At 58.6% G+C, this 21,790-nt stretch carries 20 protein-coding genes; 12 read left to right on the top strand and 8 right to left on the bottom strand.

Annotated elements, in window-relative coordinates:
- Window positions 1-55: 55 nt before the first annotated feature.
- Window positions 56-652 (top strand): hypothetical protein, encoded by a 597-nt coding sequence (locus P8K07_12720; GenBank protein MDG1959378.1) that lies wholly within the window; start codon window positions 56-58, stop codon window positions 650-652.
- A 93-nt stretch (window positions 653-745) separates the two neighbouring features.
- Complete coding sequence (argC, locus tag P8K07_12715) at window positions 746-1,702, top strand: N-acetyl-gamma-glutamyl-phosphate reductase (protein MDG1959377.1); 957 nt, start codon at window positions 746-748, stop codon at window positions 1,700-1,702.
- 3 nt (window positions 1,703-1,705) lie between these two features.
- Here the strand turns inward: argC and P8K07_12710 are convergent, their stop codons facing one another.
- Window positions 1,706-2,857 (bottom strand): epoxide hydrolase, encoded by a 1,152-nt coding sequence (locus tag P8K07_12710; protein MDG1959376.1) that lies wholly within the window; start codon window positions 2,855-2,857, stop codon window positions 1,706-1,708.
- Between the two features lie 96 nt (window positions 2,858-2,953).
- Here P8K07_12710 and P8K07_12705 point away from each other — a divergent pair, with 96 nt between their 5' ends.
- Window positions 2,954-5,047, top strand: coding sequence for an ATP-binding protein (locus P8K07_12705; protein MDG1959375.1), 2,094 nt, complete (start codon window positions 2,954-2,956; stop codon window positions 5,045-5,047).
- Between the two features lie 38 nt (window positions 5,048-5,085).
- On the opposite strand, the gene P8K07_12700 is transcribed toward P8K07_12705, so the two are convergent.
- Window positions 5,086-5,946: an LLM class F420-dependent oxidoreductase gene (locus P8K07_12700; protein ID MDG1959374.1), complete on the bottom strand. Its 861-nt coding sequence runs from the start codon at window positions 5,944-5,946 to the stop codon at window positions 5,086-5,088.
- Window positions 5,947-6,044: 98 nt separating this feature from the next.
- Here P8K07_12700 and P8K07_12695 point away from each other — a divergent pair, with 98 nt between their 5' ends.
- The 3 genes from P8K07_12695 to P8K07_12685 all read left to right on the top strand — a co-directional run bounded on the left by P8K07_12695 (window position 6,045) and on the right by P8K07_12685 (window position 9,180).
- Complete coding sequence (locus P8K07_12695) at window positions 6,045-7,157, top strand: acyl-CoA dehydrogenase family protein (GenBank protein ID MDG1959373.1); 1,113 nt, start codon at window positions 6,045-6,047, stop codon at window positions 7,155-7,157.
- Between the two features lie 14 nt (window positions 7,158-7,171).
- Window positions 7,172-8,353: an acyl-CoA dehydrogenase family protein gene (locus P8K07_12690; GenBank protein MDG1959372.1), complete on the top strand. Its 1,182-nt coding sequence runs from the start codon at window positions 7,172-7,174 to the stop codon at window positions 8,351-8,353.
- Between the two features lie 107 nt (window positions 8,354-8,460).
- Window positions 8,461-9,180 (top strand): GDSL-type esterase/lipase family protein, encoded by a 720-nt coding sequence (locus P8K07_12685; GenBank protein MDG1959371.1) that lies wholly within the window; start codon window positions 8,461-8,463, stop codon window positions 9,178-9,180.
- A 36-nt stretch (window positions 9,181-9,216) separates the two neighbouring features.
- On the opposite strand, the gene P8K07_12680 is transcribed toward P8K07_12685, so the two are convergent.
- Complete coding sequence (locus P8K07_12680) at window positions 9,217-9,447, bottom strand: YheU family protein (protein MDG1959370.1); 231 nt, start codon at window positions 9,445-9,447, stop codon at window positions 9,217-9,219.
- Between the two features lie 96 nt (window positions 9,448-9,543).
- Here P8K07_12680 and zwf point away from each other — a divergent pair, with 96 nt between their 5' ends.
- The gene (zwf, locus tag P8K07_12675; protein MDG1959369.1) at window positions 9,544-10,965 is read left to right on the top strand and encodes a glucose-6-phosphate dehydrogenase; all 1,422 of its coding nucleotides are present in this window, start codon (window positions 9,544-9,546) and stop codon (window positions 10,963-10,965) included.
- On the opposite strand, the gene P8K07_12670 is transcribed toward zwf, so the two are convergent.
- Window positions 10,962-11,660: a hemolysin III family protein gene (locus tag P8K07_12670; protein MDG1959368.1), complete on the bottom strand. Its 699-nt coding sequence runs from the start codon at window positions 11,658-11,660 to the stop codon at window positions 10,962-10,964. The genes zwf and P8K07_12670 overlap by 4 nt on opposite strands.
- Before the next feature lie 119 nt (window positions 11,661-11,779).
- The gene (locus P8K07_12665; GenBank protein ID MDG1959367.1) at window positions 11,780-12,550 is read right to left on the bottom strand and encodes an ROK family protein; all 771 of its coding nucleotides are present in this window, start codon (window positions 12,548-12,550) and stop codon (window positions 11,780-11,782) included.
- 191 nt (window positions 12,551-12,741) lie between these two features.
- On the opposite strand from P8K07_12665, the gene P8K07_12660 reads away from it, so the two are divergent.
- The 3 genes from P8K07_12660 to P8K07_12650 all read left to right on the top strand — a co-directional run bounded on the left by P8K07_12660 (window position 12,742) and on the right by P8K07_12650 (window position 16,225).
- Entirely contained in the window at window positions 12,742-14,868 is a 2,127-nt protein-coding gene (locus P8K07_12660) for a sodium-translocating pyrophosphatase (GenBank protein MDG1959366.1), read from the top strand.
- A gap of 165 nt (window positions 14,869-15,033) precedes the next feature.
- Window positions 15,034-15,801 carry an SDR family NAD(P)-dependent oxidoreductase gene (locus P8K07_12655; protein ID MDG1959365.1) on the top strand — a complete coding sequence of 256 codons (768 nt, stop codon included), beginning with the start codon at window positions 15,034-15,036 and terminating at the stop codon, window positions 15,799-15,801.
- Window positions 15,802-15,811: 10 nt separating this feature from the next.
- Window positions 15,812-16,225: a DUF4149 domain-containing protein gene (locus tag P8K07_12650; protein ID MDG1959364.1), complete on the top strand. Its 414-nt coding sequence runs from the start codon at window positions 15,812-15,814 to the stop codon at window positions 16,223-16,225.
- A gap of 9 nt (window positions 16,226-16,234) precedes the next feature.
- Here the strand turns inward: P8K07_12650 and P8K07_12645 are convergent, their stop codons facing one another.
- Window positions 16,235-16,996 carry an SDR family NAD(P)-dependent oxidoreductase gene (locus P8K07_12645; protein MDG1959363.1) on the bottom strand — a complete coding sequence of 254 codons (762 nt, stop codon included), beginning with the start codon at window positions 16,994-16,996 and terminating at the stop codon, window positions 16,235-16,237.
- A gap of 167 nt (window positions 16,997-17,163) precedes the next feature.
- Here P8K07_12645 and P8K07_12640 point away from each other — a divergent pair, with 167 nt between their 5' ends.
- On the top strand, window positions 17,164-18,810 hold the full coding sequence (locus tag P8K07_12640; GenBank protein MDG1959362.1) for an ATP-binding protein: 1,647 nt from the start codon (window positions 17,164-17,166) through the stop codon (window positions 18,808-18,810).
- Window positions 18,811-18,814: 4 nt separating this feature from the next.
- Here the strand turns inward: P8K07_12640 and P8K07_12635 are convergent, their stop codons facing one another.
- Window positions 18,815-19,693 carry a hypothetical protein gene (locus tag P8K07_12635; GenBank protein ID MDG1959361.1) on the bottom strand — a complete coding sequence of 293 codons (879 nt, stop codon included), beginning with the start codon at window positions 19,691-19,693 and terminating at the stop codon, window positions 18,815-18,817.
- Entirely contained in the window at window positions 19,684-20,142 is a 459-nt protein-coding gene (locus P8K07_12630) for an NAD(P)H-dependent oxidoreductase (GenBank protein ID MDG1959360.1), read from the bottom strand. Before P8K07_12630 ends, P8K07_12635 begins: the two co-directional genes overlap by 10 nt.
- On the opposite strand from P8K07_12630, the gene P8K07_12625 reads away from it, so the two are divergent.
- Window positions 20,141-21,781 carry an MFS transporter gene (locus P8K07_12625; protein MDG1959359.1) on the top strand — a complete coding sequence of 547 codons (1,641 nt, stop codon included), beginning with the start codon at window positions 20,141-20,143 and terminating at the stop codon, window positions 21,779-21,781. The genes P8K07_12630 and P8K07_12625 overlap by 2 nt on opposite strands.
- Window positions 21,782-21,790 lie beyond the last annotated feature (9 nt).

Here is a 21,790-nt window from a genome sequence, read left to right as displayed (position 1 = left end):
CCTCTACCCAAGTTTCGTTTGCTTGCCTACGGGGGACTGTCATCTTCGAGAATGCATGAGCTTTGAAAATCGATTGGGAGAGAAGGCTGGCCGGCATAAGCGCGCGGGAAAGACCTGGTTGCCGGTTTTCTGTGCGCTGCTGGCCGTCGCCTATCTGGGGCTGCTGCTCCCGGTTTCCGAGGCCAATCTGCGTTTGATGATTCGGAGCAGCGGCCGTGCATCCATGCTGATATTCGCGTTGGCCTTTGCCACCGCGCCCGTGTGCCGGCTTTTCACCAACACGACCACGAGCTGGATGCGCCGGAACCGTCGTGCCGTGGGTCTGCTTTTTGCCTGGTCCCAACTCCTTCATCTTTTTGCGTTGCTGGCGCTGGGTTTGTGGTACCCGGACCCCTTTCTGGCCGGTCTCGATATTCTGACTTTGGCTGGTGGCGGATTGGCTTATTTTTTCACTTTTGCCATGGCAGCCACATCGAATGATCGTTCGGTCAGGATGCTCGGTCGTGTCCGGTGGCGTCGATTTCACCTGATCGGGTCCTGGTGGATCTGGATTGTACTCGCCCAGACCAGTAGTCCGGCCGCCTGGCCTGTGGCGATCCCGCTTCTGGCTGCGGCTCTGCTGCGCCTGCAGGCGGCGTGGGCCACTCGGTAGGCAGATTGAGCCGAGACGGCCTGTAAGTCGGCATCGACGTTTGTGGAAGTGCCGGACTGGCGCAGAGGGGGTCGGGCCTGCGATGATGCCCAGATGGCTGTGAAAGTTTTCATCGATGGGCACGTTGGCACCACTGGCCTGCGGATTCATGAAGCATTGGCCGCACGGTCGGATATCGAACTGATCGCTCCAGCGGAAGCCGATCGCAAGATTCTGGATGTCCGGCGTGATTTTCTGCGTCAGGCGGATCTGGCAATTCTCTGCCTTCCCGATGAAGCATCGCGTGAGGCGGTCGCGAGTGTCGCAGCTGGAGATACACGGATCATCGACGCGAGCAGTGCTCACCGCGTCAGCCTGGATTTTGTTTACGGGTTGCCCGAGATTTCGGATCTGCAGCGGGAGTCCATTCGGGAAGGCCGCCTGGTGGCCAACCCGGGTTGTTACCCGACCAGCGTGATCCTCGGACTCGCGCCGCTTCTGGAGGAGGGGTTTCTGCTGAAGGAAGCGCCGATTACCATTCACGCTCTATCGGGTTATTCGGGCGGAGGACGGCAGTTGATTGAAAAGTGGGAGGATCCTCAAGGTGATTTGGCGGGATTACCTTTTGAGGCGCCTTACGCATTCGATCGACAGCATAAGCATATCGCGGAGATGGTCCATTTTTGCGGTCTGGAACAGGCACCCTATTTTCTTCCGGCCGTAGGGCCCTTCGCCAGCGGGATGCGAGTCGAGATTCCGCTGCATGCCTCTTTTTTGCAGCCGGGTGCCACCGGCGCGACGATTCATGCTCTTCTGAAAGATCGCTATGCGAGCGAGCTCTTTGTGAAAGTGATGCCGTTTTCCGAGGAGTTCCTCGGTGACGAAAAGACGCTGGACCCCGGCCGATGGAACGGGACGAACGCGGTTTCGTTATCGGTACTGCCGCACCCGGACGGGCATATTTTGCTGGTTGGTCTCCTCGACAACCTGGGCAAGGGCGCCGCTGGCGCCGCGATTCAGAATCTGAACTTGATGCTGGGTTTCCCCGAGGACACGGGACTCCGCGCCTGAGAACTATCCTCGCAGCGGTCGGAAATGGTCCCGAATCGATTCCACCAAGGCGGCAGGCTGCTCCATGGCCGCAAAATGACCGCCTTTATCGAAGGTGCGGTAATGCTGGAGGTTGTAGGTGTCTTCGATCCACGCCCGTGGGGGGCGGATGATTTCCTGCGGGAAGATGGCCGCACCCGTGGGAACCTCTACCCGGTAATCGGTTGGCGGGAATTTACCCGCACGCATCGATTCGCAGTAAAGGTGCACCGAAGACCCGATCGATTCAGGTAGCCAGTAGAGCATGATATTGGTCAGCAGTTGGTCTTTGGTGTAGATGCTTTCCAGGTCGCCGTCGCAGTCACTCCAGGTGCGAAATTTTTCGATGATCCAACCAGCCAACCCGGCCGGCGAGTCATTTAATCCGTATGCGAGCGTTTGTGGCTTGGTCCCCTGAATTTGCTGGTAGCCGGTCTCCTGTTTCTGGAAGTGGTCAAGATCGCCGAGTGCGGCCATGTCCTCCGGGCTGAGTCCTTCGAGAGCTTTCGCGGGATCACCGGGGAAGGCAACGACCATGTTCAGGTGAATGCCGATGAGTTCTTCGGGGTATTTCGACCCCAGCATACCCGTAACCATCGCGCCCCAATCACCACCTTGTGCGGCAAAGTGATCGTAGCCAAGTCCACGCATCAGCTTGACCCACATATCAGCGATTTTCTCACAATCCATACCGGGCGTGGTGGCCGCTTCGGAGAATCCGTATCCCGGCATTGATGGAAGGATGACGTCGAAGGCATCAGCGGGATCACCGCCATGCGCTGCGGGATCGGTCAGCGGACCGAGGATTTGTTCAAATTCCACGAACGAACCCGGCCAACCATGAGTAATGCATAAAGGCATGGGTGCCGGTCCCGTCCCTTTTTCATGGACGACGTGGACCCATAGATCGTCTACCCGTGCCTCAAATTGGTTGAGTTGGTTCAATCGTGTCTCGTGCTGGCGCCAATCGTAGCTATCCTTCCAGAAGGTAACGAGATCACGGAGATAGGAGAGGTCCGTCCCATAGCCCCAGTCCGCACCGGCGATTTCGCCGGGAAAGCGCGTGCGTGCCAGACGCTCCTGCAAATCTTGCAATACTGTTTCGGGAATATCGATGGTAAAAGGACGGGTCTCCATAGCCATGGAACGGGACTGCCATCTGCGACGATCGGCTGCAAGTGAATTCGCGCGACTTGGGTGGGGCCGACGGTTCACTAGTGCTAGAGAGAAAACGTGTCCAGCCCGATCCAACCGGCTGCTTTCGAAGCCGCGATGAGTGAGCAAGCTCACGAAACCACTGCAAGAGCCTTGCTCTGGGTCGGCGTGATCTATCTTGGATTGGCATTGGTGAATTTCTTTTTGCCGCCAGACGATCTGGACAGCAGCTTCGTCCTGCCGTCGTTGGTTGTGGGGGCGATCTTTCTCGGCCTGGGGCGTTGGGTCCGGGGCGGCAAAGGCGGCCGGGAAGTCCGTGCGCTGTTTTTGGCTGGACTGGTCGGGCTTTCTTTCAGCGCTGCCGTAGTTGAAGTATCTGCCAACGCGTCCAGTTTTTACGTTCTTTTATCCAGCATGGTCGGAATCGGCTGCCTGTCGTTTGATCTTCGCGCGATGAGTTTGCTGACCCTGATCGCCTGGGTGTTTGGATGGCTGACGATCGAGTTTCGCTTGCCACCGGATACGGGATCGAACCTGGTTCCCCAATTGCTCGGCACCGGTGCCCTCGCGATCCTGCTGACGTGGATCCGTCGTTCGACCTTGACGGATGCCGTTCAATCAATTCATGAACTCGAGCTTCGGATTCAGGGGGAGAGAATCGTTCTCGATGGTGCTCTCGATGCGGTCGTGATTGCCGACGATATGGGAAATATCGTTGAGTGGAATGATCAGGCGCACGCGATCTTTGGATGGTCACGCGAAGAAGTCGTCGGGAGACGTTTGGCAGATACGATTATCCCGGCCCGCTATCGCGAAGCGCATGGGGCCGGTATGGCGCGCCTGCGCAGCGGGAGTGCCCCTCGGGTCGTAGGTTCTCGTATCGAGATTGAGGCATTGCACCAAACCGGTCGGGAGTTTCCGATCGAACTTACCATCACGCGATCCAGTCTTTCGGCGTCGGTCCAATTTACGGCATTCTTGCGCGACATTAGCGAACGTCGTTCGGCGGAACGGACGCAGGTACGCGCGCGAGAGGCGGCAGAGGAGGCCGACCGCCTGAAAAGCGAGTTTCTGGCGACGATCAGCCATGAGATCCGCACCCCGCTGAATGGTATCTTTGGTATGACGGAGATGGCGCTCGAGGCCACTGATGATGGGGAGCGCCGCGATTTCCTCAATCGGTCCCAATCATGCGCAGAAACCCTCATCGCGCTGGTCGGTGATGTTCTGGATTTCTCGCGTTTCGAGAGCGGTCAGATCGAATTGGAAAAAATCTCCTTTGATATTCGAAGGCTGGCAGAAGGCGTGATCGATACCTTTGCGGTGCAAGCCTCGGCCAAGGGTGTCGAACTGATTCTGGCCGCAAATGCCGATGTCCCCCAGTTCATTGTGGGTGATCCGACGCGTTTCCGTCAGGTCCTGCTGAACCTGATCGGGAATGCCGTGAAATTCACTCATAGCGGCCATGTTGCCCTGGACATCAAAGTTTCCGATGCAACCGGTGCCGATGATAGCGCTCGGCTACGGGTTTCCGTCGAGGATAGCGGCATCGGAATGGCAAAGGAGGATATGGGAATTATTTTCGATGTCTTTCGCCAGGCAGATGCATCGACCACGCGGCAGTTTGGCGGTGTTGGACTCGGTCTGGCAATTTCGCAACGGCTGGTCGTCATGATGGGCGCCGAGATTCAAGTCAAATCAGTACTTGGCAAGGGAAGTCGTTTTTCTTTCGAGCTCCCCCTCGTCGAGGGAGATGCCGAGATTGCCATGGACCTCGAGGTGCCATCGGCTGGCCGGCTCGTTCTATGGGAAAAACCGGGCCGGCTTGCTCTCCATCTCCGGGGGCTCTTTGAATCCTGGGGTTGTGAGGTGACTCTCGCCGACAGCTTCTCGGATGTCTGTCGGATTCTGGCATCAGCCGACGTCCCCTACGATCTTTTGGTACTTCGCGCCGATCCAAGCCTCGTCACCGAAGAGATCGAGCAAGTTTTGCGTCTGGCGGGCGAGGCAAAAACCGCAGTCCTTGCGACTTGCCCGATCGGCGAGGCACGCAGCGTTCGCGAGCGGTTTCCTGATATTGGACGCCTTGTGACTCGACCGGGCAATGAACAGGATCTTCGGCAGGCCGCTCGAAGTGCAGTCGAGGCACAAGCCGGTCTTGATCTGCCGTGATTGCCGGGGCTCTCCCGGCAGACCAATTCCGGTGAGAGTCAGAGTTTGGAAAGAACGGAATCCGTGAACGCCGAGAGGCCCTGCTCCAGGGAGTTCTTGTCGAAACCTGCGGGGGCCACACCAATCCGAGCAACGCCCATATCCTCGAAGCGCTTGATACCGTCGAGGTCGATCGCACCCGCACCCACGGATAGCTCGATCTCGGACGGGTCACGGCCCAATTTGTCGCACTCGGCATGCAGCACCTGAATGAGGTGCGCGACCTTTTCCGGATCAGCGATCGCGGGGAAGAAGCCGTCGCAATAGCGAGCGGCCCGTTTGGCGGAGATATCCGTGTGACCGCCCATCACGATGGGGAGGTGCCCCTGGACTGGTTTGGGATTGGAGTTCATGGGTCCCCAACTGAAGAACTTTCCGTCGAATGCTTCGGGATCGGCCTTCCAGAGCGACCGCAGCGCGGCGACGGATTCTCGCGTCCGCGAGGCCCGGTCCTGAAAGGGGATGCCGAGGCCGTCAAATTCTTCCTCAAGCCATCCCACACCGATGCCGAAGATCGCGCGGCCTTTGGATAAAACATCGAGAGTAGCGACCTCCTTCGCAACGTAGAAGGGGTGTCGTTGCGGCAGGATCAGGATACCCGTGCCCAGCTTGATCTTGGTCGTGAAGGCTGCGGCGTAAACCAGCGGCATGATCGGATCCGGAATTGGTGAGTTTTCCGGGCCGGGCATACGACCATCCCGACTGTAGGGGTACTGAGATTTGTACCCTTCCGGCACAACGACGTGCTCCACCGTCCAGAGAGACTCCATGCCCGCTGCTTCGTTCATTCGTGCGAAATCGGGAAGAAAGTCTGGTGTTCCCATGGGGCCCACGTTGCTGAACATCACTCCGAATTTCATCGATATCTCCTCCGTTGTGGTCGCCTTGAAATTTGCGGTTTCAGTGCATTAATCTTGCGGGTGATCAAAATTCAACCGAAACATCAGGAGACAACGACTTGATTTCTTTTAAGCCAACAGAAGAGCAGGAGCTGATCCGAACCACGGCACGTGAGTTTGCGGCCGCAGCGATGCGCGATTCCGCTCGTGATGCGGACGAACAGGCAGCACTCCCGGAGGGTTTTCTCGACGCTTCGTGGGCGCTCGGGCTGACCGTCGCACAAATTCCCGAGGAGAATGGCGGTGCGGGAATGCCACGCTCGCCCCTGCTTGGCGCGATGGCGCTCGAGGAGCTTGCCTACGGAGACCCGGCACTCGCGATGGCGGCGATGGCGCCGGCGCTTTTTGCTTTTGCGATTGTCGACCATGGCACCGAGGATCAGAAGGATCGTTTCCTCCCACTTTTTTGCGAAGAAAAGTTTCACCCGGCCTCGCTCGCGTTGATTGAGCCCGGACCTCTTTTTGATCCTTTGCAGTTGAAAACAACGGCTACCCTTTCCGGGAATGAGTGGATCTTGACTGGCAAGAAGAGCTTCGTTCCCCTCGCGGACTCGGCGAGTCATTTCCTTGTCATCGCGCGTAATGGTGATGCCGAGGGCGCTGACAAGAACCTTGAAGCCTTCATCGTCGAGCGAGATGCTGCGGGTCTGACGATTAGTGAGTCCGGCAAATCTCTCGGCTTGCGCGCGCTTCCAACAGCTTCTCTGGACCTGGATCAGGTCCGCGTGTCGGCGGCCGACCGACTCGGCGGCGATGAAGGTGGTGATATCCGCTCGATTCTGGATGCGGCCCGCGTGGGTACAGCTGCCGTTCAGGTAGGATTGTCCCGGGCTGTTCTGGAGTACGCTACGCCTTATGCCACCGAGCGTGTCGCTTTTGGTGAGGCGATTGGCCGCAAACAGGCAGTCGCATTCATGCTCTCGGATATGGCCATCGAGATTGACTCCATGCGTTGGTTGGTCTGGAAAGCCGCCTCGGAGCTTGAGAAAGGCGTGGAGGCGACCCGATCGGCTCATCTTGCTTCACGCTATGCCGCGGAGCAGTCCATGAAAATCGCTGACAATGGCCTTCAAGTTTTTGGTGGCCACGGCTTCATTCGCGAGTACCCTGTAGAGATGTGGTACCGCCATGCGCGCACACTCGGGGTCCTTGAAGGCGCCGCAACGGTCTGAGCAGGAGTTTAAAAATGATAGACTTTCAGGTTTCCGAAAGAGACGAGAAAATTTTCAACATGATGCGAGAAGAGAGTCTGATCGCGCGCAAATACGCGCGATACTATGACGCTCAGGAAGAGCATGAAATGCCACCGGAGGTCCTGCCCGAGGGGGCCGACCTTCCGGCCGCTCGCCGTGATCTCATCGGGCAGCGCGTCATCGGCGAAGATGGCGGGTTTGCCGTCCTCCATATGGGTCTGACCATCGAGAGGACCTGGGGAGATTATGCGGTCGAAGTCCGCCGGTCCCCCGGTGGTCTTGGCAATGCGGCCTTGCAGGCTGCAGGTTCCCCCGAGCAGGTCGCCCGCTGGAGTTCGATGACTTTGGCCATGGCCATCACCGAGCCCGGCTGCGGGTCGGATCCTTCGGCGTTGCGCACAACAGCCACGCTCGATGGCGATGAGTGGGTCATCAATGGAGAGAAGATTTTTGTGACGCTCGGTGTCCGTGCGGCAGGGGTGGTGGTTTGGGCGACACTCGACCCGACCGCCGGTCGGGCAGGGATCAAATCCTTCCTGATCGAAAAGGGAACTCCCGGTTTCAATGTTGTCAAAAAAGAAAAGAAACTCGGGATTCGTGCCGAGGATACAGCGGCCTACCATTTCGAGAATTGTCGCATTCCGCGGGAGAACCTGCTTGGTGGGGACGAGAAGGTCGCCCAGAAAGGCTCCGGGGGCTTCAAGGGTGCGATGAAGACCTTCAATATGACCCGTCCTGCGGTCGCAGCTCTCGGTCTGGGAATCTCGCAGGCAGCGCTCGACTTCACCAAGGACGAGCTGAGCAAGGTCGGGATTGAACTCACATACGGGGGTGGTGCCGGAAGCGAAAATGCGATTGTGAAGCGATTTCTTGAATTGGAAGCGCTTCAGGAAGCTGCCTACCTGACGGTGATGCGCGCGGCCTGGTTGGCGGACGAGGGTCAGCCCAACAATATGGAGGCCTCGATCGCCAAAGCCAAGGGCGGGGAGGCGGTCCGCAAAGTGACGCAGGGTTGTATCGAGATCCTCGGCCCAATGGGAATCTCGGAAGATCATTTGCTCGAGAAGTGGTTTCGAGACTGTCGGATCATCGATATCTATGAGGGCACCGGTCAAATTCAGCACCTGATCATCGCTCGAAGCCTGCTTGGCTATACTCGGGCTGAGTTGAGTTAAGTTACAGTGGTCGATCCGGAATGCGCGCGTGCCTTGCAGCGCGCTCGCATTCCGGGCGCCTGCGCCAACCTCGAGCGGGCCGCCCGCGTGGCGCCGGAGAGAGCCGGATGATCAAGAAGCTTCTGCTGACCGTTTTCGCTCTCGCCTGCGGCATCGCGTTGCTCATCGCATTCCTTCTTTGGCGGCAAGGACTGGCCGCCGGCGATCCGACGTTTTTCGAAGATGAAATTCTGGTCTTCGAGGCAGCCGATGCACAGCAGGCGCCACTTCCGGGGGGAATCGTATTCACCGGAAGCTCAAGCATTCGGTTCTGGCGCTCCTTGACGGCGGATATGTCGCCTCTTCGAGTCCTCCAACGGGGATTCGGGGGTGCTCATATGGAGCACGTGGTCCATAATATTCGCCGGATCATCATACCTTATGCGCCTCGGGCGGTCGTCGTCTTCGTCGGGGGTAATGATCTCGGTTCCGGGAAAAGCGCGGACGACTTGATCGACGATTTCAAGGAATTTGTCGATATCGTGCAGACAGAACTGCCGCAGGTGGATGTGTGGCTGCTTTCGATGAAGCCCTCGCCACTCCGGTGGGAGAAGTGGCCTGAAATGATCAAAGTAGATGCCGCGCTTGAATCGATGGCGCAGGAGAACCCGCGGATTTTCTTCGTGCCTACAGGCCGGACCCTTCTGGATGAAGGGGGCACTCCCGGTGACTTCTATATTTTCGACGGCCTGCATTTGAACCAGGATGGTTATGACCGCTGGACGGAGCTTCTGCGGCCCCGCCTTCTCGAGTCATACGGGCCGTTCCCTCCGGGCTCTTCGAGTTGAGGGATCTTGCCATCGAGTCGCTCCCATTCGCCAGAGTTACCGTCGGCGCAGTAGATTCACGGATTGCGAGTTCTGGTCGAAGGCAATCCACACTTCCCCGCGCTCGATTTGTCTTTGCACATCCTGTTTGCGCGATGCGAGATCGCGCTCTTGTGCTCCGTAGTCCGTTCCGTCGCGAGTGACAAATTCTTCGATCAGGGCGTCGAGAGCAGAACCGGAGAGGTCGCGCCAGGGAATTTCGAGTGGTTGTTCGTCTGCATCATCCATCGGGGAGATTGAATCATAAACGGATTGGTTTTACGCCCCGGCTGATTCCCTCGGATTGCGCTTGACCCGGAGGCGCGAAAGGGGCAGGTCGCGTTCATGGGTTCTAAAAGCTCCGATGTACTCGTGGTCTTCGGTGCGACCGGTGATCTGGCTCGCAAGATGACTTTCCCCTCACTTTATCGACTGGCCGAAAGAGGCTTGCTGAAGGTTCCCATTATCGGTGTGGCGTTCTCCGATATCGACGATGCCGGGTTGGTGAAATACGCCCGCGAGGCGATCGAGGCGGCAGGCATCAAATGCAAGCCCTCCGTGTTTCGCCAGATGGCATCAAAAATGAAGTATATTCGCGGCGACTATCTGGATGCCGAGACTTTTGCCCGGCTGAAAAAAGCGATGGGCAAGAAAAAACACCCGCTCTTTTATCTCGAGATCCCGCCGGCACTTTTCGAAAAGGTGGTTCTCCAGCTGCAGGCAGCGGATCTTGTTTCGGGCGCTCGGGTGGTGATCGAGAAGCCCTTCGGACACGACCTGAAGTCGGCAAGGGAGCTCAACAAGGCGTTGCTTCGGGTGCTGCGTGAAGACCAAATCTACCGAATCGACCATTATCTCGGGAAGCATCCGGTTCAGGATCTTCTGGTCTTTCGCTTCGGGAATACGCTTTTCGAGCCAATCTGGAACCGGCGCTATATACGCTCGGTGCAAATCACCATGGCCGAGTCTTTTGCTGTCGAGGACCGTGGGGCTTTCTACGACGATGTTGGGGCCCTCAAGGATGTAGTCCAGAACCATTTGATGCAGGTGGTGGCGCTTCTCGCGATGGAGCCGCCAGCGAGTGCGGAAGCATCGAGTCTGCATGAGGAGCAAATCAAGGTCTTCCATTCGATGCAGCAAGTGCAACCCGAGAATTATATTCGTGGGCAGTATCGGGGCTATCAGGAGGTCGAAGGCGTCCGTCGCGGATCAAAAACAGAAACGTTTTGCGCCCTGCGTCTGGACATCGAAAATTGGCGCTGGGGAGGCGTGCCCTTCTTTATCAGGACGGGCAAGGGGTTGGGTGTCACAGCAACCGAAGCGGTTATCGAATTGCACGAGCCGCCCAAGGCATTTTTCGGTCACGGAAAAAAAGATCCCTTGCCGAACCGGCTGCACTTCCGACTCGGACACAATCCCGGGGTTTCGATGGATGTGCAGGCCAAGCGACCTGGATCCGGGCTGGAATCCGCGAGTGTGAATTTGAATGTCGACTTTTCGGAGGCTCTCGGGCATACGGCGCTGCCCTACGAGCGACTGATCGGGGATGCCCTGCATGGAGATCCCACCCTGTTTGCAACCGAGCGTGCGGTCGAAGGGACCTGGGGTGTGATCGACAAGATTCTTGGCCCGGTGGGACGAGCGCACCGTTACGATTGCGGATCGATGGGGCCGAAAGCGGCCGATGCCCTCACGCGGGGCTTCGGCGGTTGGGTGCAGCCAGCAGACCCACAGCAGCCAAAGCGGGGGTCGCCCGCGAAGCGCTAGGCTACCGAGACCAGAACCGCACCAAAATGGAGCGCGGTGCCGGCCAGAACAAAAAGGTGCCAGATGACATGCCCCCAGCGAAACCAGGGTTCGCTCAGATAGAAGAGCAGTCCGCCGGTAAACGCGATCCCGCCACCAATGATCAGAGGTTTGGCGAGCGAGGGTGTCTCGGGCACAAAGAAATCCAATGTTCCGGCCCCGCACCACCCCATGGCGAGGCAAAGGAGGATTCCGATCCCATCGAACCGTGAGGGAAAGCAGACGCGCAGGGCAATCCCCAATGCACCGATGCTCCAGACGGTGCGGACCATGGTCCCTGCGAGCGGCGGCGGAAGCAGCGTCTCGAAGAGAGGCGTCGCCGTCCCTCCAATCAGCAAATAGATGCATATTTGGTCGACCGCTCGGAGGATCCGCTTTTGGCGAGGTGCGGTCGCGCTGTGGTAGAGGCATGACGCGGCAAAAACGCTGATCAAAGACGCGGCGTAGACGCCGCAGGCGACATAAACAGCGGGACTTGCCTCGGGGGATACGGAGGTCAGCAGAAACCGCGCTCCCAAGATCGCGGCGATCAGCCCTATGGCGTGGGTTGCTGTGTTGGCATCCTCCAGATCCGCATTCAGCGCGGCCATATCGACCAGGCCCGCAGCTGATTTCGGTGGATCAGGGGTTGGGTTGTAGGAGGGGTGGCGGGGCATCGGGTGCCCTTCATTTGCAACCGCTGTGCCGAAATGACCCCCGGATTCAGGGCGTTCCGGTAGTCGCAAAGCGTGCAATAATGCGCGGTTACTGGCCAAATCAGGCCGGGATGCGCGGATTAGGGGTTATGCTTTGCGGGATGCGCCCCCTGGTCGCGAGGGCCGGCTGTCTGTCGCCAGAGGGCGATTCCCCCGGTGATGCCCGCCGCATTGGGGCAAATCTTTACGTTTTCAGGCAGATCCTCGGGTTTGACCAGCTTGGCATTCCCCCCGCCCAAATAAATTTTGCGGGGATTCCAGATGGGCTGAATCTGGGTGAGGACCTTGAGCAGCCGTTTGCGCCAGCGTTTTTTCCCGATGTCTTCGAGGGCCGGCTTGCCGACATAGTCCTCGTAGGTCCGGTCGCCGCGAAAGGGATGGTGTCCAAGCTCGAGATTCGGAACCAGGGTGCCCGCCATAAACAGAGCTGAACCGAAGCCGGTTCCGAGGGTCAGAACGAGTTCGACGCCAATGCCCTCGATGTCGCCGAGGCCCTGAACATCTGCATCATTCGCTGCCCGGGTCTCTCGGCCCGTCTGCTTTCGCAGGGCTTCCGCGAGCGGAAATTCGTGCCATTCGGGGCTCAGGTTCGGAGCGGTTCGAACGATTCCTTCGATCACGACGCCGGGAAAACCGACGGAAATTCGGTCGAATTGCGGCTGGCGGTCGATCTGCGTTGCGAGGACCGCGAGAATGGCCCGAGGCGTCCCGGGCGATGGCGTGCGCTCGCGATCCCTTTCATTCACCGGAACGCCCGAGGCGTCGAGCACCATCATCTTCAATCCGGTACCGCCGATATCGATGGCCAGAGTTCTCAGGCCCGCTTTTTCTCCAATGGTGTCGTAATCCACGTGTGCCAATGTCCCCCGAGGCTTCAATTATCGCACGAATCCCCGCGCAGGGGGAGGCAGAGAGGATGGCAGCACGCTTGAAGGCAGCCTTGTCCCACAGCATCGGATTCGCTAATGATTCGTGGTCCTCGAAGACTTTTCTTCCTTATAGATAGACGGGTTCAATTGGCCCGAGAACCGGTGGTTCACGAATGATTTCCACGACAACGTTAGGTGTACTTGCTCTCATTTTGGCCTTGATTGGCTTGGTGGCAGCTTTCCGTCTTTATCGGAAAGTGGACGCCGTTCAGGTCGATGACCCCGTCGTTGCCGACATCGGACAGCAGATCCAGGACGGAGCCATGGCGTTTCTCCGGGCCGAATATCGTGTTTTGGCGGTATTCGTTGCCGGCGTCGCGATACTCCTGCTGTTGGCGATTGACTGGCAGACCGCGGTCGCGTTTCTGATGGGCGCTTTGCTGAGTATCGTCGCTGGTTATTCAGGCATGCGTGCGGCGACCTCGGCCAATGTGCGGACTGCGATGGCGGCAAAGCAGGACGGTGCCGGTGCGGCGCTGCTGACCGCCTACAACGGCGGCGCGGTGATGGGCCTGTCCGTGGCGGGCCTGGGCTTGCTTGGCGTGGCCGTCCTCTATCTCGTTTGGGGAAGCGATACTTCGACGGTGCAATATATTTCCGGATTCGGCATGGGAGCCTCGTCCATTGCCCTCTTCGCCCGCGTGGGCGGTGGAATCTTCACCAAGGCCGCCGACGTCGGGGCCGATCTGGTGGGCAAGGTCGAAGCCGGGATTCCCGAGGATGATCCCCGCAACCCGGGCGTTATCGCTGATAACGTCGGCGATAACGTTGGTGACGTTGCCGGCATGGGCGCCGATATCTTTGAATCCTTTGTCGGATCCATTATCGCGTCGATCGTGCTGGGCGCGACAGTCACCGCGGCCGCCTCCGGCGGCATGTACGATATGGCCTATGAAATTACCGCTCAGGATCGCGTGGGTCTGATGGCGTTGCCCATTCTTCTCGGACTGATCGGCCTCGGTGCCAGCCTGGTCGGCGTCTTCTCGATGAACTGGTTGAAAGAGGGCGAGGCTTCCGCCGCGCTGCGAAATACCACCCTGATTGCCGCAGCCTTGTTCTGGATTATCTCCTTGATCGTCGTCTCCTTTTTGGGACTTCCGCTGGCTCCGGTCTACGCCGTGATCTGCGGTTCGATCGTTGGCGTCGCCATTGGGTTGGCGACCGAGTACTACACTTCCGTGGACAAGGTCCTCGGCTTTCAGACCAAATCGGTGCAACGGATTGCCGAAGCCTCGAAGACCGGTCCGGCGACCAACGCGATCACCGGTCTTGCCATCGGCATGGAAAGTGTCTTCCTGCCGCTCATTCTGATCACCATCGGGATCTTTATCGCCAACTACTTCGCGGGACTCTACGGCATTGCTCTGGCGGCTGTCGGGATGTTGGCGACCGTTGGTGCGACGATGACCGTCGATGCCTACGGCCCGGTCGCTGACAATGCCGGTGGCATTTCGGAGATGGGTGGTTTGGGCGAGGAAACGCGCGAAATCACCGATGGTCTTGATTCGATCGGCAACACCACAGCGGCGATCGGCAAGGGATTTGCGATCGGCTCTGCGGCGCTCACCGCGTTAGCCCTCTTTGCAGCCTTCTCCTCCGAAGTGGAGCGCTTCCTGCGCATGAGCGCGCTCGAAAATGGTACGGAATATATTCCCTTCTCGCTTGAGCTGACCGATCCGATCGTTGTGATCGGACTTCTGATCGGCGGCTCCTTGCCGTTCGTCGTGGCTGCCATGACGATGACCTCGGTGGGCAAGGCCGCAGGCGAGATGGTTGAGGAGATTCGTCGTCAATTCCGCGAGATTCCCGGCCTTCTGGAAGGCAAGGAAGGCGTGAAACCCGATTCCGCGCGTTGTGTCGATATCTCCACCAAGGCGGCGCTGCGGGAAATGGTGATGCCGGGTCTGATTGCCGTGTCCAGTCCGGTTATCGTCGGATGGTTGCTGGGTGCCTCTGCTTTGGGTGGATTGCTGGCCGGGGCGACCACGACAGGCGTTTTGATGGCACTCTTCATGGCAACCGCCGGTGGCGCCTGGGATAACGCCAAGAAGTCGATCGAGCAGGGCAAGATCCCCGGCGAGAGCAAGGGCGGAGAAGCCCACTCCGCGGCTGTGATCGGCGATACGATCGGAGATCCTTTCAAGGATACATCGGGTCCGTCCCTGAACATTCTGATCAAATTGATGTCGATCGTCTCATTGGTCATCATCCCCTTCCTCGCGGCGATGGGAAAGCTCTAGGCGGCGCGATAACGCAACAAGAAAAGGGTTGGAGCGCATGCTCCAACCCTTTTTTTTCGTCTGCTGAACCGGGCGGTGGGCCGGTCATTGGCGATGTTTGAGCTTGCGGGGTCGCATCGCATCGTTGGCGGGGGGATGGAGAAGTCGGCGGAAGAAGGTAGGACCATGAGTATGGGAATTTTTTCAGAGAAAACATTTCTGGTGGTGGGGGCATCTGTAGGAATCGGCGCCGGCATCGCCCAACGGCTGGCCGCCGAGGGTGCCACGGTTCATGCGGCGGCTCGACGCGTGGATGCGATCGAGGCCTATGCTCGCGATTCCGAAGGCCGGATTGTAGCGCATGCCTGCGATGTCAGTGATCCGGAGAGCGTCACCCGACTATTTGCCTCGATTCGCGAGGGCGGCGTGCCGCTGGATGCCTTGATCGGAACCGCGGCTGTGCTCTGGTTTGCTCCTTTCGCGGATCAGCCGGAAGAGGAGTGGGTGACTATGCTCGAGACCAATTTATTGGGCTCGATCCGTGTCACCCAGGCGGCTCTCCAGGACATGCTGCCGCGCGATAGCGGCCATATCCTTCACGTAACGTCGACCGCAGCGGGCCTCGCGATCCCGCATCTGGCGATTTATTCGACCGGCAAAGCGGGTCTGTCCCATTTTCTGACGGCCTTGCGTGGCGAGTATGGCAGCACGGGCGTGAGATTTACCGAGATGCATATCGGTAACGTGGGTGGCACCGAGGGGGGTGGTGCGGCCGTCCGAGAATTTGATCCGGGCTTGATGGCTTCGGTCGAGGCAATCTCCCGCTGGACCGGAACCCCCGAAATGATGCGGGTGGAGGATGTCGTCGAAGCAGTCGTCTATGCTTTGAGCAGCTCCTCGCGAGTGCGATTGGATAAAATCGTACTGCGCGAAAAAGCCGATATCCCGACCTGAGGGGGTTCTCTTGTTGCGTTTGGTATTTTCTCTCGCGGTCGCCGCCTGGTTCGGCTCGGTTTTCTTCTTCTCGTTCGTAGTCGCTCCAGCGGCTCATCGTAATTTTCCCGGTGAGGCGCGTCGTTTTCTGCGCCCTATTTTCACGCGCTACTACCGACTCGGGGTCCTGTGCGGATTCGTCGCTCTGGGGGCCGTGTTACTGGGGCGGGAGGGCTTGAGCGAGGGGGAACTGGCCCGGCTTGCGCTTCCTGTAGCCCTCGCCCTGGTGGCCTCCCTTTACGGCGGCGAAGTTCTCCGGCCTCGTCTGCGCGACAAGAATGCCGACGATCCGTATTACGCCCGCTTGCACCAATTTTCCGCGATGCTCAACTCGGCGACCCTGGCTGCGCTCGGATTGGCGCTTGCGGGCGCTATTTTCCGCTGAGGACGTTCCTCAGCGGGTCAGACCGCCGTCCATCGAGTGGATGGTTCCCGTGATATAACGGCCATGCTCGGAGGCAACGAAAGCAATAAACCGGGCGATCTCGATAGGCTGCGAGTTGCCCAACGGCGACGTGATCCGCATCAGCTTCTTGAAGTTGGATCCCTCGGGCATGGTTTCCTGGAAGGATTTCTGGATCGCTGTTTCGATGCCACCGGGCGCAATGCAGGAGACCCGGATATCCTGTTCGAGATATTCATCCGCCAGCGCTCGCGTCAGATTCACGACGCCCCCCTTGGAGGCGCAGTAGGCTGCCGAATAGGGTTGTCCCATCAGGCCGGCATTGGATGCGATATTGATGATGGCGCCGCCACCTTCGAGAAGATGCGGCAGCGTGTGTCTGCACATCAGGAAGGTGCCGGTCAGGTTGACCCCTATAATTCGTTGCCAATCGTCCATTCCGACTTCGTGGGAATGCTGGAATCGACCGATGCCCGCACAATTGATCAGAACTTCAGGGCGACCGAGGCTGTCAGCAACAGCCTCCACGCCGGCTTCGACGGAAGCAAAGTCGCTGACGTCGATCGTATAGGCGCTGGCGTCACCGCCGGATTTGCGAATTCCCTCAGCGGTTTCCTCGGCAGCTGCTGAGGAAATGTCCACACAGGCAACGCGTCCCCCCTCGGCGGCCAGGACCTCGGCGGTGGCTTGGCCCAACCCGGAAGCCGCGCCCGTGACGATGCATACTTTTCCCTCAAAACGCTTTTCGCTCATATCGATTTCTCCTGCAGAATAACTTGTCTGGTCTGGATAACGCCTTGAGAGGGCTGCTGTCCACTTTGCCGGCACCGACAAGGACCCGTCCCTCGATTCAGGGGATTTCCCGTGGTTGTCAGCGAGTGCTAGAATCAGGGGTGCAGGGATCTCCTGCCTCAGACCCAATGGCAACTTCTTCGCAAATAAAACCGGTCGATTCCGCGTCGGGAGACCGATCCAATCGGTGGATCGATGTTGTTCTCGACGCGACCAGCGAGGCAATTCTGGTCATCAATGAGGCGGGTGAGATCTCTCAGTTCAATCGCTGTTTCGTGGAGATGTGGGGGATTCTACCCGCGGCACTTGAGCAGGGTTCCGCGCTGGATATTTGTGATCGGATGGTTCAGCTGCTCCCGGACCCCCTGGCCGCTCGCGATCAATTTCTGAGTTTGTTGGCCCAATCAGAGACGCCTCCGCCCGCAGAGATCGAGTTTCCGGATGGTCGCATCATCGAGTACCGCTGGTCGCCGCGAATCGATGGAGGCTTGATCTCGGGCGGGGTGCTCCTTTTTCGTGACATCACGGAAGTCCGTCAGGCCCGGTTGCTGCTCAGCGACGAGGTATGGGTGAATGCAGGTCTGGCAAAAATTCGTCGCCAGCTCGCGTGGTCATCGGATACCTCCGTCATGCTGCATCGACTTTGCGAAGCGACGACGGAAATTCTCGAATGTGATGCCAGCCATACGTATCTCTGGAGCCCGGAGGAAAGCTCTTTCCTGATTGTGGCCGGTGATGGGGATTCAGCCGAGCAATGGAGGCATCTCCAGACGGCGGAACCTTTGCGAGAGAGCTTTGGCGAAATTCTTGAGGCCTTTGACCGAGACGAAATCGTCGAGGTTCGATCCGAGGCTGGAGGGGCCGTCCGATCGATCGAGCGGCAACCCATCAACCTTCCGGAGCGAACCTTGTTCATGGCTTTGCGTCGCGGCGAGGAAATTATCGGCTTCCATAGCGCCTGTTTGCGGGATGCCGAAAAAGGGTTCGATGAGCAACAGCGCAGACTGGCTCGTGGCACAGCGCAGCTCTGCTCTCTCGCCCTCGAGAATGCCCGATTGGTTCAGGAATTGGGACGAGCGAATCGTCGCAAGGAAGAGTTCGTTTCCGCATTATCGCACGCTCTGCGATCGCCATTGCATGTGATTCTGGGGTACACGGAGCTGCTCCTCGAAGAGGAGCGCGACCTGACGTCGACTGACCCCCGAGACTTGATTCGACGGATCGATCGCAGCGGGCGCCAATTGGCCGAGATGCTGGAAGGTTCTCTTGCTGCCGGCATTGATCCCAAGGTGGGAGATGTCAGCCTCGGGAAAGTGGTCCTCTCCGACCTTCTGCGGGAGGTGGAAATCGAGACCCGAGAGATCCGGCAGGAGGCAGGTCTCTCCTACGCCTGGGATATCGCACCGAACCTGCCGGCGCTCCAATCCGACGCGGACAAGATCAAACTGATTATCAAGAATCTGATTTCCAATGCCGTAAAGTTCACGGATGAAGGTGGTATTTTTTTGCGGGCGACGGCCCGCGATACCGGCGTCGAGATCGCGGTGGAAGATACCGGTATCGGTATTGGCAAGGAAGCTCAGAAGATCATCTTCGAGCCGTTTCGGCAGATCGATCGCACTGAGGGTCGTGTCTTGCGGGGCACGGGTCTCGGTCTCCATGTGGTGCGCCAATTGGTGGATCTTCTGGGAGGAACCCTGGCGGTCGAGAGTGCGCCCGGCGAAGGAGCTATTTTCCGCGTCTGGCTGCCCGCTCCCGGGATCGTTGCCAGCTGACGTATCAGGCCGCGATCCCCTGCTTTGCCGCTGATTCCCGAGTGGACCCCTTCGGCTGTTGGATCGCTGGGATTGTCCAGTCGGTGATCCAGTGCAGGCAGCCGAGAACCACCACAAGTTCCCGAATTTCGTATTGCATATTCGCGAAGCGAAAGATGTCGTGGTGGATCGCAAAGGTCGCCGCACAAAAGACAACCCACGCCCAATGAGCCCAGTCGTTTGATCGTGTGGCGGGTTGAACAAGGAGTGTTCGACCCAGGAGGGCTAGAGTCACCAGAAGTGCCAAGGTGTCGCTCCATGTCGGCAGCAGAAAGTAGGCTTGCAGGGTCGAGCCAAAGGCAAAGATCAGGATTGTGTTCAGGCTCGGCAGGAAGTTGTCCCACTCACGGGAGCGAATCCCGATTGCCAGCCGAGAGTTCGGTGCCATCCGAAAACCGCATGGAATCCAGAGAAAGAAGACATAAATCACCGTATTGATCGCGGATGAGGAGATGGAAGCAGGCATCAAATTGTGAAGGTTGGTTTCCCGCTGCAGGTTGTGATCGAGGAAGAATTTATTCGATCGAAAACCGAAAACTTGCTGCCCCCAGCTGATTTCTTCGAGAGCGGCGAGAGTGGCCAGAAAAACCAGTGCAATCAGGATCCCGCGCCCGCCCGCCGGCAGGGCGGGCTGTTTGCGGTCGAGGAGCAGCGCGCGGCCGGCGACGAGGGCGATCACGACAAGGATCACCACGCTGGCCCATTCCACGACTCCATTTTCTCGTGTGAGGTCCCTTAAAAGGCCCTCCTGTCGGGGGGCGTGAGCGGTGATCAGGACAACCATCACGGTCGCGATCGACAACGTGGCGGAGAGAGCCCAGGTCGTGCGACGGATCAACTCCATAATCCCATATCCAGGCCTGCGGCCATTGTCTGACCGAGATCGCGACAATTTTGCAGAACCTCCTCGGTAAGATCTCCCTTGGCGACAAGTGCGGGGGCGATGGGACTCATCGGGTAGCCGCGCAGAATTCTTTCGACGTCGCGAACAGCTCCTGTTCCGTCATTGGCGCATTTGACGAAAAGACCATAGGGCAGAGACCGGATTTTTCCTTGCGCGGGATAAAAAGTTTCGTCGAAGAAAAATTTCAGAGCCCCCGACATCGTGCCGAAGTTCTCGGGGGTGCCGAAGATGACGCCATCGGCCCAAAGAAGGTCTTCCAGGGTTCCTTCCAGAGCCGAGCGCTCCCGGGTATCGATCGTTGGTTCTCGGCGAGCGCCTTCGAGGACGGCTGCCGTCATCTTCCCCGTTCCGCCGGTCTGGGAATGATGAAGGATCAGAAGATGCTTCATGTTGCCTCGGGTAGCACTCCAGCGGACATCCGACCAACAGGTCGAGCTCTGGTGGGAACATGGTATGTTCCGTCGCAAGAGAGGTGAGGGAACCATGGCGGACGAGGAGAGCGGCAAGTATCGGTGGGCCAGGGCGGGAGATTTCAGCGCCTTTTTGGGCCTGACCTTCGACAACGTTGCCCAACTGATCGTCTTCAGCACGATTTTGATTCAGGTATTCGACTATCCGGCAGATCTGGTTTTGGGGAAAATGTTGCCCGGAACAGCGGCCGGTGTCCTGATCGGAGATCTGATCTACACCTGGATGGCCTTTCGTCTGGCGAAAAAAACCGGCCGCGATGATGTGACGGCGATGCCTCTGGGTATCGATACGGTCTCTCTCTTCGGGCTGACGTTCGGTGCTCTGGGGCCGCTGTACCAGCGGACGGGCGATGCTGACCTGGCATGGCAGGCCGGCATGGCGCTGATGGTCTTTATGGGCATTTTCAAATTGCTGGTGACCTGGCCGGCAGCACGTCTCCGGCATTGGATCCCACAGGCCGCGATGCTGGGCACGATCGGCTCGATCGGCATTTGCCTGATCGCCTTCATGCCGATGCTGGAGCTCTTCGAGAACCCGCTGGTTGGTGTGTTCTCACTTTTCCTGCTGCTTCTGGTTTTGCTGCGTCGGGTGGAGCTCCCGCTTCGCTTGCCACCGGTTCTTCTGGTGGTCGCGATCTCCACCGGCTTGTTCTACGGCCTGGGATCCGCAGGTTGGTTGCCACATGCGCCTCTATTCCCCGGGACGCCGGGTTTTGCCGTTACGTTTCCGTGGCCAACCACGGGATTTTGGCAGGGCATTTCGCTTGCTGTCGATTACCTGCCCCTCGCCTTGCCGCTGGCCTTTGCCACGATCATTGGAGGTATCGATAACGTCGAATCGGCCGCGTCGGCCGGAGATGTGTACGATACTCGATCCATTCTGCTGACCGAGGGCATCAGCACATTGATTGCCGGATTGGTGGGGGGTGTGGTGCAGACGACCCCCTATATTGGTCACCCGGCCTACAAGCGGATGGGAGGGCGGGCCGCCTACACTCTGGCCACCGCTCTTTTTGTTGGTCTGGGGGGTATGTTCGGGTACCTCTCCTGGCTGGTCCATGTACTCCCGGAGGTCGCCATTATTCCGATTCTCGTTTTCATCGGTATCGAAATCGGCTCACAGGCTTTTCACGCAGTACCGAAGCGTCACGGGCCGGCGGTGGCTGCGTGCTTTATTCCGGTCATGGCCAGCACGATCCTGATTATTGTCGATCAGATGCTTGTCGGTGCGGGCGGTAATGGGCCGAATCTGACCGGCGAGGCGGGTATCCGTTATCAAAGCTTGTTGATCCTCGGTGCCGGATTCGTATTTTCTGCGATGATTTTTGGATCCGTAGTGGCTCATCTGATCGATGGACGCTTTGCAGCGGCCGCGGGCGTGCTGTTTTTGGCTGCCGGGGCCGCGCTCTTCGGGATTATTCATTCGCCGTTTCCCGGATCGCCGGCATTTCTTCCGTGGAATGTGGAAAACTCCATACCCATGGCGATCGCTGGCGGTTATATTCTTGCCGGTGTAGCTGTTCTTTTCATGGCAACGAGACCGCAAGTCAGTGACTAGCGACCGGCC

It is taken from the genome of Candidatus Binatia bacterium (assembly GCA_029248525.1).
Taxonomy (GTDB): Bacteria; Desulfobacterota; Binatia; order UBA12015; family UBA12015; genus UBA12015.
This window is presented reverse-complemented; position numbering and strand designations above follow the sequence as displayed.

What these genes read in the sequence shown, in the direction of transcription:
- P8K07_12640 (MDG1959362.1), top strand. Translation starts at nt 17,164, where the DNA reads ATGGCAACTTCTTCGCAAATAAAACCGGTCGATTCCGCGTCGGGAGAC.
- argC (MDG1959377.1), top strand. Translation starts at nt 746, where the DNA reads ATGGCTGTGAAAGTTTTCATCGATGGGCACGTTGGCACCACTGGCCTG.
- P8K07_12670 (MDG1959368.1), bottom strand. Translation starts at nt 11,660, where the DNA reads ATGCCCCGCCACCCCTCCTACAACCCAACCCCTGATCCACCGAAATCA.
- P8K07_12720 (MDG1959378.1), top strand. Translation starts at nt 56, where the DNA reads ATGAGCTTTGAAAATCGATTGGGAGAGAAGGCTGGCCGGCATAAGCGC.
- P8K07_12645 (MDG1959363.1), bottom strand. Translation starts at nt 16,996, where the DNA reads ATGAGCGAAAAGCGTTTTGAGGGAAAAGTATGCATCGTCACGGGCGCG.
- P8K07_12690 (MDG1959372.1), top strand. Translation starts at nt 7,172, where the DNA reads ATGATAGACTTTCAGGTTTCCGAAAGAGACGAGAAAATTTTCAACATG.
- P8K07_12685 (MDG1959371.1), top strand. Translation starts at nt 8,461, where the DNA reads ATGATCAAGAAGCTTCTGCTGACCGTTTTCGCTCTCGCCTGCGGCATC.
- zwf (MDG1959369.1), top strand. Translation starts at nt 9,544, where the DNA reads ATGGGTTCTAAAAGCTCCGATGTACTCGTGGTCTTCGGTGCGACCGGT.
- P8K07_12680 (MDG1959370.1), bottom strand. Translation starts at nt 9,447, where the DNA reads ATGGATGATGCAGACGAACAACCACTCGAAATTCCCTGGCGCGACCTC.
- P8K07_12625 (MDG1959359.1), top strand. Translation starts at nt 20,141, where the DNA reads ATGTTGCCTCGGGTAGCACTCCAGCGGACATCCGACCAACAGGTCGAG.
- P8K07_12635 (MDG1959361.1), bottom strand. Translation starts at nt 19,693, where the DNA reads ATGGAGTTGATCCGTCGCACGACCTGGGCTCTCTCCGCCACGTTGTCG.
- P8K07_12655 (MDG1959365.1), top strand. Translation starts at nt 15,034, where the DNA reads ATGAGTATGGGAATTTTTTCAGAGAAAACATTTCTGGTGGTGGGGGCA.
- P8K07_12660 (MDG1959366.1), top strand. Translation starts at nt 12,742, where the DNA reads ATGATTTCCACGACAACGTTAGGTGTACTTGCTCTCATTTTGGCCTTG.
- P8K07_12700 (MDG1959374.1), bottom strand. Translation starts at nt 5,946, where the DNA reads ATGAAATTCGGAGTGATGTTCAGCAACGTGGGCCCCATGGGAACACCA.
- P8K07_12630 (MDG1959360.1), bottom strand. Translation starts at nt 20,142, where the DNA reads ATGAAGCATCTTCTGATCCTTCATCATTCCCAGACCGGCGGAACGGGG.
- P8K07_12710 (MDG1959376.1), bottom strand. Translation starts at nt 2,857, where the DNA reads ATGGAGACCCGTCCTTTTACCATCGATATTCCCGAAACAGTATTGCAA.